The organism is Klebsiella sp. A-Nf5, assembly GCF_002810545.1.
GTDB lineage: Bacteria > Pseudomonadota > Gammaproteobacteria > Enterobacterales > Enterobacteriaceae > Klebsiella > Klebsiella variicola.
Window position 1 is genome coordinate 20,974 of sequence record NZ_PIOG01000160.1, and the last position, 13,443, is coordinate 34,416.

Consider the following 13,443-nt stretch of genomic DNA (forward strand, 5'->3'; position numbering starts at 1 on the left):
GGTCAGGAAACCTGACCGGCTTTTTAGCAGTGCATCAACGATTAATCGTTGTCAGAACCGCCAAGGCCTGCGTTCAGCAGTTCTGCCAGGTTGGCAGACGCTTCTTCTACGCTCACCTGCGGTGCAGCTGGCTGTTCGCCCGCTGCGCGACGGCGCATACGATCCTGGTGGTACGCATAACCGGTACCCGCCGGGATCAGACGACCCACGATGACGTTCTCTTTCAGACCGCGCAGTTCGTCGCGTTTGCCCGCAACAGCTGCTTCGGTCAGCACGCGAGTGGTCTCCTGGAACGATGCCGCGGAGATGAAGGACTCGGTTGCCAGAGACGCTTTGGTGATACCCAGCAGGTCGCGGGAATAGGTTGCCGCAACTTTGCCATTCGCTTCAAGCTCGCGGTTAGCGATCTTAACGCGGGAGTATTCAACCTGCTCGCCTTCGAGGAAGTCGGAGCTACCAGCACTTTCGATGGTCGCTTTACGCAGCATCTGACGAACGATAACCTCAATGTGCTTATCGTTAATCTTAACGCCTTGCAGACGGTAAACGTCCTGAACTTCGTTGGTGATGTAACGCGTTACCGCGTGCACGCCACGAAGACGCAGAATGTCGTGCGGTGCTTCCGGACCGTCGGAAACCACGTCACCACGTTCTACACGTTCACCTTCGAACACGTTCAGCTGACGCCATTTCGGAATCATCTCTTCGTACGGTTCGCTACCGTCTACCGGGGTGATAACCAGACGACGTTTCCCTTTGGTTTCTTTACCGAAGGAAATGATGCCGCTGATTTCAGCCAGGATTGCCGGCTCTTTCGGACGACGTGCTTCGAACAGATCCGCAACGCGCGGCAGACCACCGGTGATGTCCTTGGTACCGCCGGATTCCTGCGGAACACGCGCCAGGGTGTCACCAGAGCTGATCTGTACGCCATCTTCCAGCTGAACAATCGCTTTACCCGGCAGGAAGTACTGAGCAGGCATATCGGTGCCTGGGATCAGAACGTCGTTGCCCTGAGCATCAACAATTTTCAGCGCCGGACGCAGATCTTTACCACCTGCGGTACGTTCTGCAGAATCCAGAACCACCAGCGAAGACAGACCGGTCAGCTCGTCGGTCTGACGAGTAATGGTCTGGCCGTCGATCATGTCAGTGAAGCGGACGAAACCACTCACTTCGGTGATAACCGGCATGGTATGCGGATCCCAGTTTGCAACGGTTTCACCGCCGGCAACCTGTTCGCCATCGCCTTTCGCCATAACGGAGCCGTAAGGCACTTTATAGCTTTCTTTCGTACGGCCGAATTCGTCGATCAGTTTCAGCTCGGTGTTACGAGAGGTGATAACCAGTTTACCGCTGGAGTTCACAACCGACTTCGCGTTGCTCAGACGGATGCTACCTTTGTTTTTCACCTGGATGCTGGATTCAGCAGCCGCACGAGATGCCGCACCACCGATGTGGAACGTACGCATCGTCAGCTGTGTACCCGGCTCACCGATGGACTGTGCCGCGATAACGCCGATAGCCTCACCTTTGTTGATGATGTGGCCACGCGCCAGGTCACGACCGTAGCAGTGCGCACATACACCAAAGTCGGTGTCACAGGATACAACGGAACGAACTTTGACAGAGTCAACGGAGTTCTCTTCCAGCAGGTCACACCAGTGCTCATGCAGCAGCGTGTTGCGTGGAACCAGAATGTCCGCGGTGCCCGGCTTCAGAACGTCTTCAGCAGTCACACGACCCAGTACGCGATCGCGCAGCGGCTCTTTAACGTCGCCACCTTCGATAACCGGCGTCATGGTGATGCCTTCCAGGGTACCGCAGTCGTCTTCAGTGACGACCAGGTCCTGGGCAACGTCAACCAGACGACGAGTCAGGTAACCGGAGTTCGCTGTCTTCAGTGCGGTATCCGCCAGACCTTTACGCGCACCGTGGGTGGAGATGAAGTACTGGAGTACGTTCAGACCTTCACGGAAGTTCGCGGTGATCGGCGTTTCGATGATGGAGCCATCCGGCTTCGCCATCAGACCACGCATACCAGCCAGCTGACGAATCTGTGCTGCAGAACCACGCGCACCGGAGTCGGCCATCATGTAGATGCTGTTGAAGGAAACCTGCTGCTCTTCCTGACCGTCACGGTTAATCACGGTTTCAGTTTGCAGGTTATCCATCATCGCTTTGGATACACGATCGTTCGCCGCAGCCCAGATATCGATAACTTTGTTGTAGCGTTCGCCCGCGGTGACCAGACCAGACTGGAACTGTTCCTGAATCTCAGCAACTTCCGCTTCCGCTTCGCTGATGATTTCGTATTTTTTCTCCGGGATGACCATGTCATCGATACCAACGGATGCACCTGAACGCGCTGCATAAGCAAAGCCGGTGTACATCGTCTGGTCCGCAAAAATAACGGTCGGTTTCAGGCCCAGAATACGGTAACAGGTGTTCAGCATCTTGGAGATTGCTTTCTTACCGAGCGCCTGGTTCACGATAGAGAACGGCAGACCTTTCGGTACGATCATCCACAGAATGGCACGGCCAACGGTCGTGTCTTTCAGGCTGGTCTTCGCGACGAATTCACCATTGTCGTCTTTTTCGTATTCGGTGATACGCACTTTAACGCGCGCATGCAGAGAGGCCAGACCGGCGCGATAAATACGCTCCGCTTCTTTCGGGCCAGTCAGCACCATGCCTTCGCCTTTGGCGTTAACACAGTCGCGGGTCATGTAGTACAGACCCAGTACAACGTCCTGAGACGGAACGATGATTGGTTCGCCGTTCGCCGGGGACAGGATGTTGTTGGTAGACATCATCAACGCACGCGCTTCCAGCTGGGCTTCCAGCGTCAGCGGTACGTGAACAGCCATCTGGTCACCATCGAAGTCGGCGTTATATGCCGCACAAACCAGCGGGTGCAGCTGAATGGCTTTACCTTCGATCAGAACCGGTTCGAATGCCTGGATACCTAAACGGTGCAGGGTTGGTGCACGGTTCAGCAGTACCGGGTGTTCGCGGATAACTTCGTCCAGGATATCCCAAACGACGGCTTCTTCGCGCTCAACCATTTTCTTAGCGGCTTTGATGGTGGTGGCCAGGCCACGCAGTTCCAGCTTGCCGTAGATGAACGGTTTGAACAGCTCCAGCGCCATTTTCTTCGGCAGACCGCACTGATGCAGACGCAGGTATGGACCTACGGTGATAACAGAACGACCGGAGTAGTCAACACGCTTACCGAGCAGGTTCTGACGGAAACGACCCTGTTTACCTTTGATCATATCGGCCAAAGATTTCAGAGGACGTTTGTTAGAACCGGTGATCGCACGACCGCGACGACCGTTATCCAGCAGGGCGTCAACCGCTTCCTGCAGCATACGTTTTTCGTTGCGTACGATGATGTCCGGCGCAGCCAGATCCAGCAGACGTTTCAGACGGTTGTTACGGTTAATGACGCGACGATACAGATCGTTCAGGTCAGAAGTCGCAAAACGGCCGCCATCGAGCGGAACCAGCGGACGCAGATCTGGCGGCAGAACCGGCAGAACGGTCAGGATCATCCACTCCGGCTTGTTGCCAGACTGAACGAACGCTTCCAGCAGCTTAATGCGCTTGGTCAGCTTTTTACGCTTGGTTTCGGAGTTGGTTTCGTTCAGCTCTTCACGCAGCTGTTCGCATTCCTGCTCCAGATCCATATTGCGCAGCAGCGCCTGGATCGCTTCCGCACCCATTTTCGCGTCGAATTCGTCACCGAACTCTTCCAGCGCATCCAGGTACTGCTCTTCAGTCAGGATCTGGTTGCGTTCGAGGTTAGTCATGCCACCTTCGATAACCACGTAGGATTCGAAGTACAGTACACGTTCGATATCGCGCAGCGGCATATCCAGCAGCAGGCCGATACGGGACGGCAGCGATTTCAGGAACCAGATGTGCGCCGTCGGACATGCCAGCTCGATGTGGCCCATGCGCTCACGACGCACTTTAGTCTGGGTCACTTCAACGCCGCACTTCTCACAGATCACACCGCGGTGTTTCAGGCGCTTGTACTTACCGCACAGGCACTCATAGTCTTTTACTGGCCCGAAAATACGAGCACAGAACAGACCGTCACGCTCAGGCTTGAACGTACGGTAGTTAATGGTTTCCGGCTTTTTAACTTCACCGAAAGACCATGAACGGATCATGTCTGGCGATGCCAGAGCAATTTTGATCGCATCAAACTCTTCGGTTTTAGTTTGCGCTTTCAGAAACTTTAATAAGTCTTTCACGGATTTGCTCCCGTCGGAGTTAGCACAATCTGGCGCCGGGTTTTACCCCGGCACCAGTGACCTGTTTGAGCGAGAGTTACTCGTCTTCCAGTTCGATGTTGATGCCCAGCGAGCGGATCTCTTTCAACAGTACGTTGAAGGATTCCGGCATGCCCGGTTCCATCTGGTGGTTGCCGTCCACGATGTTTTTATACATCTTGGTACGACCATTCACGTCATCAGACTTAACGGTGAGCATTTCCTGCAGGGTGTAGGCCGCGCCATAAGCTTCCAGCGCCCACACTTCCATCTCACCGAAGCGCTGACCACCGAACTGCGCCTTACCACCCAGCGGCTGCTGAGTAACCAGGCTGTAGGAACCGGTGGAACGAGCGTGCATTTTGTCGTCGACCAGGTGGTTCAGTTTCAGCATGTACATGTAACCCACGGTTACCGGACGTTCGAACTGTTCACCGGTGCGGCCGTCAAACAGGGTGATCTGACCGGAAGTCGGCAGGTCGCCCAGCTGCAGCAGCTCTTTGATTTCAGCTTCTTTCGCACCGTCGAATACCGGCGTTGCGATCGGCATGCCTTTACGCAGGTTTTCAGCCAGACGCAGAACTTCTTCATCGCTGAAGGTATTCAGGTCAACTTTCTGGCGAACGTCAGCGCCCAGATCGTAAGCACGCTGGATGAATTCGCGTAGTTTCGCGACTTCTTGCTGCTGTTTCAGCATGGCGTTGATCTTATCGCCGATGCCTTTCGCAGCCATACCCAGGTGAGTTTCCAGGATCTGACCGATGTTCATACGAGACGGTACGCCCAACGGGTTCAGTACGATATCTACCGGCGTACCGTTAGCATCGTGCGGCATATCTTCGATCGGGTTGATCTTAGAGATAACACCCTTGTTACCGTGACGACCTGCCATCTTATCACCAGGCTGGATACGGCGTTTAACGGCCAGGTATACCTTAACAATCTTCAGCACGCCCGGTGCCAGATCGTCGCCTTGAGTGATTTTACGGCGTTTCGCTTCGAGTTTTTTCTCGAACTCGTGTTTCAGTTCGTCATACTGCTCAGCCAGTTGCTCCAGCTGATTTTGTTTCTCTTCGTCGGTCAGGCCCAGTTCCAGCCAGCGATCGCGCGGCAGTTTGTCGAGCTTCTCAGCTTCAACGCCACCGGAGACCAGCACCGCGTAGATACGACTGAACAGACCGGCTTCGAGGATCTGCAGTTCTTCAGACAGGTCTTTCTTCGCCTGCTTCAGCTGCATCTCTTCGATTTCCAGCGCACGTTTGTCTTTTTCTACGCCGTCACGGGTAAAGACCTGAACGTCGATAACGGTACCAGAGACACCGTTCGGCACGCGCAGAGAAGAGTCTTTAACGTCAGACGCTTTCTCACCGAAGATTGCACGCAGCAGTTTCTCTTCCGGCGTCAGCTGGGTTTCACCTTTCGGCGTTACCTTACCAACCAGAATGTCGCCGCCGGTCACTTCCGCACCGATATAAACGATACCGGACTCATCCAGTTTAGAGAGCGCAGCTTCACCCACGTTCGGGATGTCAGCGGTAATCTCTTCCGGCCCCAGCTTGGTGTCACGGGACACGCACGCCAGTTCCTGAATGTGGATGGTGGTGAAACGGTCTTCCTGGACAACACGCTCGGATACGAGGATGGAGTCTTCGAAGTTGTAGCCGTTCCACGGCATGAACGCTACGCGCATGTTCTGACCCAGCGCCAGTTCACCGAGGTCGGTGGACGGGCCGTCGGCCAGCACGTCGCCGCGCTCAATGGGTTCGCCCAGGGACACGCAAGGCATCTGGTTGATGCAGGTGTTCTGGTTAGAACGGGTGTACTTGGTCAGGTTGTAGATGTCGATACCTGCTTCGCCCGGGTACATCTCGTCTTCGTTAACTTTGATAACGATACGGGAAGCATCCACATACTGAACGGTACCGCCGCGTTTAGCGACCGCAGTAACACCGGAGTCAACGGCAACAGCACGTTCCATACCGGTACCAACCAGCGGCTTATCAGCGCGCAGAGTCGGAACCGCCTGACGTTGCATGTTCGCACCCATCAATGCACGGTTGGCGTCATCGTGTTCCAGGAACGGGATCAGGGACGCACCGACGGATACCACCTGCTGGGTGGATACGTCCATGTAGTCAACCTGGTCGCGGCTGAACAAGCTGGATTCGCCTTTGCTACGGCAGGTAACCAGATCTTCAACAAAGTGGCCTTCGTCATCCAGGTTGGAGTTCGCCTGAGCGATGACGTAGTTACCTTCTTCGATGGCAGACAGGTAATGAATTTCGTCGGTAACCACACCGTCAGTCACTTTACGATACGGCGTCTCAAGGAAGCCATATTCGTTAGTCTGTGCGTACACGGACAGGGAGTTGATCAGACCGATGTTCGGACCTTCAGGCGTTTCGATTGGACATACGCGACCGTAGTGAGTCGGGTGTACGTCTCGAACTTCGAAGCCTGCGCGTTCACGGGTCAGACCGCCTGGGCCGAGTGCGGAGATACGACGTTTGTGCGTAATCTCAGACAGCGGGTTGTTCTGGTCCATAAACTGTGACAGCTGGCTGGAACCAAAGAACTCTTTCACTGCTGCGGAAATCGGTTTGGCGTTGATCATATCCTGAGGCATCAGGGTATCGAGATCGCCCAGAGACAGACGCTCTTTAACCGCACGCTCTACACGCACCAGGCCAACGCGGAACTGGTTTTCCGCCATTTCGCCAACGGAACGGATACGACGGTTGCCGAGGTGGTCGATATCATCGACTTCGCCTTTACCGTTACGGATATCGATGAGCTTCTTCATCACTTCGATGATGTCGTCTTTGCTCAGGATACCGGAACCTTCGATTTCGTCACGCAGCAGAGAACGGTTGAACTTCATACGACCAACCGCGGACAGATCGTAGCGGTCTTCGGAGAAGAACAGGTTCTCGAACAGGCTTTCAGCCGCTTCACGAGTCGGCGGCTCACCCGGGCGCATCATGCGGTAGATTTCTACCAGCGCGCTCAGACGATCGTTGGTCGGGTCGACGCGTACCGTTTCAGAAATGTACGGGCCGTGGTCCAGATCGTTGGTGAACAGCGTTTCGATACGCTTGTGGCCTGACTGGCTCAGCTTAGCCAGCAGATCCAGGCTCAGTTCCATGTTCGCCGGGCAGATCAGCTCGCCAGTCGCTTCGTCGATGTAGTCTTTAGAAGCGACTTTGCCCGCAATGTACTCAACCGGAACTTCGATATGTTTGATATCGTCTTTTTCCAGCTGGCGAATGTGGCGCGCAGTAATACGGCGGCCTTTCTCAACGTACACTTTACCGTTGGCTTCGATATCGAAGGAGGCGGTTTCACCGCGCAGACGCTCCGGTATCAGCTCCATCTGCAGCTTGTTGTCGCGAATTTCAAAGACCACTTTCTCGAAGAACAGGTCAAGGATCTGCTCAGTGGTGTAATTCAGCGCGCGCAGAATGATAGTTGCCGGCAGTTTACGACGACGGTCGATACGAACAAACAGGTTGTCTTTCGGGTCGAATTCGAAGTCCAGCCAGGAACCGCGGTAAGGGATAATACGTGCGTTATACAGGACCTTACCGGATGAGTGGGTCTTACCTTTGTCACTGTCAAAGAAGACGCCCGGGCTACGGTGCAGCTGAGAAACGATAACACGCTCGGTACCGTTGATAACGAAGGTACCGTTGTCGGTCATGAGCGGAATTTCGCCCATGTAGACTTCTTGTTCTTTAATGTCTTTAACGGTGCCTTCCGGCGCTTCGCGCTCGTAGATCACCAGACGCAGTTTTACGCGCAGCGGTGCAGAATAAGTCACGCCACGGATCTGACATTCTTTAACATCAAAAACAGGTTCGCCCAGACGGTAGCTGACGTATTGCAGCTCTGAATTACCGCTGTAGCTCTGAATCGGGAATACGGAACGGAAGGCTGCTTCCAGACCATACTGCCCTTCAGGATCTTGCTCGATAAACTTCTGGAACGAATCAAGCTGGATAGAAAGGAGATAAGGTATGTCCAGAACTTGTGGACGTTTACCAAAATCCTTACGAATACGTTTTTTCTCGGTATAGGAGTAAACCATAGGGTTCCTCAGCTCGCTGACAAGTCGACCCGTCTGCCTAAGTAAGGCAGTTTTTTATGCAACACTATTTTGTTGACCGGAAAATGGAACACTTTCCGCAATACCTGTTGCTATCACGCTTAAACCATTTCGTTGCGATTTACACAGCCCAGGAACCCTAACCTGTCGCAGTATATTAAGTCGTCGATAGAAACAAGCATTGTCAGGCAAACCAGCAGTCAAACAGTGTGAAATGCTACTGGCGCCTTACAGCGCAAAAAGGCTGGTGACTAAAAAGTCACCAGCCTCAGCCTGATTTCTCAGGCTGCAACCGGAAGGGTTGGCTTATTTAACTTCAACTTCAGCGCCAGCTTCTTCCAGAGATTTTTTCAGAGCTTCAGCGTCGTCTTTGCTGATGCCTTCTTTCAGTGCAGCCGGAGCAGATTCTACCAGGTCTTTAGCTTCTTTCAGACCCAGGCCAGTTGCGCCACGTACTGCTTTGATAACAGCAACTTTGTTAGCGCCAGCAGCTTTCAGAATTACGTCGAATTCAGTTTTTTCTTCAGCAGCTTCAACCGGGCCAGCAGCTACAGCTACAGCAGCAGCAGCGGAAACACCGAATTTTTCTTCCATTGCAGAGATCAGCTCAACAACGTCCATTACGGACATAGCGGATACTGCTTCAATGATTTGATCTTTAGTGATAGACATTTAAATTGTTCCTGAATATCAGAATAAGTTTATACGTAAGCGAATGCTTTATAAAGACAACTGCAATTAAGCAGCTTCTTTCGCATCGCGTACAGCAGCCAGAGTACGAACCAGTTTGCCAGCCGAAGCTTCTTTCATGGTTGCCATCAGGCGTGCAATTGCTTCTTCGTAGGTCGGCAGAGTTGCCAGGCGGTCGATCTGCGACGCCGGGATCAGCTCACCTTCAAAGGCAGCGGCTTTGACCTCAAATTTTGCATTCGCTTTCGCGAACTCTTTGAACAGACGAGCAGCAGCGCCCGGGTGTTCCATAGAGTATGCAATCAGGGTCGGACCAACAAACGTGTCTTTCAGGCACTCGAACTGAGTACCTTCAACGACGCGGCGCAGCAGGGTGTTACGAACAACACGCATGTATACGCCAGCTTCACGACCTGCTTTACGCAGTTCAGTCATTTTATCCACAGTTACGCCACGGGAATCCGCAACTACTGCAGACAGCGCACCTTTGGCTACTTCGCTGACTTCAGCAACAATCGCTTGTTTGTCTTGAAGATTTAAAGCCATTAGCTTTGCTCCTGGATGTTTGCCAGAGCTCATGCTCTGGAACTCACTTCACTCTATTCAACGAATAGAGCGTCTTAATACGGTGAGCAGAAACAAGCCAGAATATCCAAAAATAATCTTAGCGTTCTGTCACCGTCTACGCAGGGGATTAAGTCTCTTACGAGACTCCTGCGGTCTTCGACGGAGGCCTGGATAGGCCAGGCTCCAACGAACAAATTCTTCCTATGACTTCGTCCTTCGAACCGCAGCGGCGTTAGCTGCTCTCGTTCACACCGGTCATGTAGTTAACTACACTCCCGGTGATTCACTCGATTGCTGCCTTGCTGCAATTCAAATGACTCGCATAGCGTCTGTCTTATTGACAGAATCGTGGGGGTAAGATTGTAGACAAAATCACCGCCCACGTAAAGGCATTAGTTTGCAGAAGCGTTCAGGCCAGCCTGATCTACTGCAACACCTGCACCCATGGTGGTGGAGATGCTAACTTTCTTGATGTACACGCCTTTAGCCTGAGTCGGTTTTGCTTTTTTCAGCGCAACCAGCAGAGATTCCAGGTTTTCTTTCAGTTTGTCAGCGTCAAAGTCCACTTTACCGATGGTGGTGTGGATGATGCCGTTTTTGTCGTTACGATAACGAACCTGACCTGCTTTCGCGTTCTTAACCGCTTCAGCAACGTTAGGGGTTACGGTACCCACTTTCGGGTTTGGCATCAGGCCGCGCGGACCCAGAACCTGGCCCAGCTGGCCAACAACGCGCATTGCATCCGGAGAAGCAATAACAACGTCAAAGTTCATTTCGCCTTTCTTGATCTGGTCAGCCAGATCTTCCATACCTACCAGCTCAGCGCCTGCAGCTTTTGCAGCTTCAGCGTTTGCGCCCTGGGCAAATACGGCAACGCGAACAGAACGGCCAGTACCGTGCGGCAGTACAGTTGCACCACGTACGTTCTGGTCAGATTTACGAGCATCGATGCCCAGGTTTACAGCAACGTCAACGCTTTCAACGAACTTAGCAGTAGCCAGTTCTTTCAGCAGAGCAATGGCTTCGTTGATGTCGTACTGTTTAGTTGCATCAACTTTGTCACGAATCACGGACATGCGCTTGGTCAGTTTAGCCATTTCTTAGTCCTCCACTACCAGGCCCATGGAACGTGCAGTACCTTCGATGGAGCGAGTCATCGCTTCAATGTCGGCACCAGTCATGTCGGCAGCTTTGGTCTGCGCGATTTCCTGCAGCTGAGCGCGGGAAATTTTACCAACTTTATCTTTGTTCGGCTTACCAGAGCCGGACTTGATACCAGCCGCTTTTTTCAGCAGAACTGCTGCCGGCGGGGTTTTGGTAACGAAAGTGAAAGAACGGTCAGCGTAAACGGTGATAACAACCGGGATTGGCAGACCTTTTTCCATGGATTCAGTTTTTGCGTTGAACGCTTTGCAGAATTCCATGATGTTAACGCCCTGCTGACCCAGTGCTGGACCAACCGGCGGACTCGGGTTTGCCATACCAGCTGCAACCTGCAGCTTGACGTAGGCTTGTACTTTCTTAGCCATTCTTAAATCCTCAAATTGGGTTATAGCGCTTCAGAGAAGCTCCCCGTGATAAACATCGTTTTACGGGCCAGGCCCATAAAAACAAAAGGCGCGAAATTGTATGCCAATTTCGCGCCCTATGCAACGATTAAATCGCTGCTTTTTTGATCGCCGGCTTACGCCTTCTCAACCTGACCGAAGTCCAGTTCTACCGGAGTCGCACGACCGAAGATAGAAACGGAAACTTTCAGGCGGGACTTTTCGTAGTCCACTTCTTCAACGACGCCGTTAAAGTCAGCGAACGGACCATCGTTGACACGAACCATTTCGCCCGGCTCAAACAGCGTTTTCGGACGCGGCTTATCGCCAACCTGCTGCAGACGGTTCATGATGGCGTCAACTTCTTTGTCGCTGATCGGCGCCGGACGGTCGGAAGTACCGCCGATGAAGCCCATCACACGCGGTACGCTGCGCACCAGGTGCCAGCTCGCGTCATTCATGACCATCTGAACCAGAACGTAGCCTGGGAAGAATTTACGTTCGCTTTTGCGACGCTGGCCGCCACGGATTTCAACCACTTCTTCGGTTGGAACCATGACTTCGCCAAACAACTCTTCCATGTTGTGTAATTTGATATGTTCACGCAGCGAAGTAGCTACGCGACCTTCAAAACCGGAAAACGCCTGAACGACGTACCAGCGCTTTTTAGGAGCTTCAGACATCTCAGAACCTCAGGCCAGTGATAAAGGAGACCAGGCGAACCAGAATACCATCCAGTCCCCACAGGATCAGTGACATTACTGCAGTCACGGCAGCAACAATCAGCGTAGTATGCAGCGTTTCCTGGCGAGTCGGCCAAATCACTTTACGCACTTCGGTTCGCGCTTCGCGAGCAAAAGCAACGGTCGCCTTACCTTTCGTCGTCAACAGCGCGACGCCACCGGCAGCAGCAATAAGAATAACCACGGCCAGCGCACGCACCGCCAGCATAATGTCGCGATAAAGGAAGTTGCCCACGATCGCCACGATCAGCAGCACGGCAACGATAATCCACTTCATCGCTTCCAGGCCGCGCCCGCTCCCTTGAGCTTCGGTATTCGCACTCATAAACCAACCTGTCAGAAGTATTCTACAAACAATTTCACCCCGCGGGGGCGAGGCGATCCAAACCGAAATTAAGTTTCGGATTATACACAGAACGCGTTCAAACTGCTTCAACGCTGGCAGTTCTGTCGCCCCTGCCCTGCTATTGCAAAGAAGAACGCTGACTTGCCGTCGCGCTACCGCTCGAATGGTTTGGTGTATAAACGCCCTCTTCAGAGCCTGTCTCAGCAATGATTATGACAAAAAAAATCACTGATGAGCCAGGTTCTGGTATGAAAGCGTGCAAAAAGGGCATCAAATGATGCCCTTTTATTGCGCATTGCGTCAAATGTTATCAGCGATTAGCTGAGAACTTTAGCAACCACGCCCGCGCCAACGGTACGACCGCCTTCACGGATTGCGAAACGCAGACCATCGTCCATCGCGATCGGGTGGATCAGGGTAACAACCATTTTGATGTTGTCGCCCGGCATTACCATCTCTACGCCTTCCGGCAGTTCGATGGTACCAGTCACGTCAGTAGTACGGAAATAGAACTGCGGACGGTAGCCTTTGAAGAACGGAGTATGACGGCCGCCTTCGTCTTTGGACAGAATGTACACTTCAGATTCGAACTTGGTGTGCGGCTTGATGCTGCCCGGCTTAGCCAGTACCTGACCACGTTCGATTTCTTCACGTTTGATACCACGCAGCAGAACACCTACGTTCTCACCAGCACGGCCTTCGTCCAGCAGTTTGCGGAACATTTCAACGCCAGTACAGGTGGTTTTCGCGGTTTCTTTGATACCAACGATTTCAACTTCTTCACCGACTTTAACGATACCGCGCTCTACACGACCGGTAACAACGGTACCACGACCGGAGATGGAGAATACGTCTTCGATCGGCAGCAGGAACGGCTTGTCAATCGCACGCTCTGGTTCCGGGATGTAAGAATCCAGGAAGCCTGCCAGTTCGATGATTTTCGCTTCCCACTCTGCGTCGCCTTCCAGCGCTTTCAGAGCAGAACCACGGATGATCGGAGTGTCGTCGCCCGGGAAATCGTACTGAGACAGCAGCTCACGAACTTCCATCTCAACCAGTTCCAGCAGCTCTTCGTCATCAACCATGTCGCATTTGTTCAGGAACACGATGATGTACGGAACGCCTACCTGACGACCCAGCAGGATGTGCTCACGAGTCTGCG

General features: G+C 53.1%; 9 protein-coding genes. All 9 read right to left on the bottom strand.

The genetic code is table 11. The features are described from left to right. Window positions 1-41: 41 nt before the first annotated feature. Window positions 42-4,265, bottom strand: a complete 4,224-nt coding sequence (rpoC, locus tag CWM53_RS17000) for a DNA-directed RNA polymerase subunit beta' (protein WP_061156159.1) — start codon at window positions 4,263-4,265, stop codon at window positions 42-44. A 76-nt stretch (window positions 4,266-4,341) separates the two neighbouring features. After that, a complete protein-coding gene (gene rpoB / locus CWM53_RS17005) occupies window positions 4,342-8,370 on the bottom strand; it encodes a DNA-directed RNA polymerase subunit beta (RefSeq protein ID WP_061156160.1) in 4,029 nt (1,342 codons plus the stop codon). A gap of 324 nt (window positions 8,371-8,694) precedes the next feature. Next, window positions 8,695-9,060 carry a 50S ribosomal protein L7/L12 gene (gene rplL / locus CWM53_RS17010; protein ID WP_002884142.1) on the bottom strand — a complete coding sequence of 122 codons (366 nt, stop codon included), beginning with the start codon at window positions 9,058-9,060 and terminating at the stop codon, window positions 8,695-8,697. A gap of 66 nt (window positions 9,061-9,126) precedes the next feature. Next, entirely contained in the window at window positions 9,127-9,624 is a 498-nt protein-coding gene (gene rplJ / locus CWM53_RS17015; protein ID WP_001207203.1) for a 50S ribosomal protein L10, read from the bottom strand. Between the two features lie 413 nt (window positions 9,625-10,037). Further along, a complete protein-coding gene (gene rplA / locus CWM53_RS17025; protein ID WP_061156161.1) occupies window positions 10,038-10,742 on the bottom strand; it encodes a 50S ribosomal protein L1 in 705 nt (234 codons plus the stop codon). Between the two features lie 3 nt (window positions 10,743-10,745). After that, window positions 10,746-11,174: a 50S ribosomal protein L11 gene (gene rplK, locus CWM53_RS17030; protein ID WP_008808007.1), complete on the bottom strand. Its 429-nt coding sequence runs from the start codon at window positions 11,172-11,174 to the stop codon at window positions 10,746-10,748. A 155-nt stretch (window positions 11,175-11,329) separates the two neighbouring features. Further along, entirely contained in the window at window positions 11,330-11,875 is a 546-nt protein-coding gene (gene nusG, locus CWM53_RS17035) for a transcription termination/antitermination protein NusG (RefSeq protein WP_007665882.1), read from the bottom strand. Between the two features lies 1 nt (window position 11,876). After that, entirely contained in the window at window positions 11,877-12,260 is a 384-nt protein-coding gene (secE, locus tag CWM53_RS17040) for a preprotein translocase subunit SecE (RefSeq protein WP_002883772.1), read from the bottom strand. A gap of 338 nt (window positions 12,261-12,598) precedes the next feature. Then, window positions 12,599-13,443: elongation factor Tu (gene tuf / locus CWM53_RS17050; RefSeq protein WP_100750817.1), on the bottom strand; the 845-nt coding region annotated here is incomplete at its 5' end.

Coding starts and splice junctions, on each gene's coding strand:
- secE (WP_002883772.1), bottom strand. CDS start 12,260: ATGAGTGCGAATACCGAAGCTCAAGGGAGCGGGCGCGGCCTGGAAGCG.
- nusG (WP_007665882.1), bottom strand. CDS start 11,875: ATGTCTGAAGCTCCTAAAAAGCGCTGGTACGTCGTTCAGGCGTTTTCC.
- rplK (WP_008808007.1), bottom strand. CDS start 11,174: ATGGCTAAGAAAGTACAAGCCTACGTCAAGCTGCAGGTTGCAGCTGGT.
- rplJ (WP_001207203.1), bottom strand. CDS start 9,624: ATGGCTTTAAATCTTCAAGACAAACAAGCGATTGTTGCTGAAGTCAGC.
- rplL (WP_002884142.1), bottom strand. CDS start 9,060: ATGTCTATCACTAAAGATCAAATCATTGAAGCAGTATCCGCTATGTCC.
- rpoB (WP_061156160.1), bottom strand. CDS start 8,370: ATGGTTTACTCCTATACCGAGAAAAAACGTATTCGTAAGGATTTTGGT.
- rplA (WP_061156161.1), bottom strand. CDS start 10,742: ATGGCTAAACTGACCAAGCGCATGTCCGTGATTCGTGACAAAGTTGAT.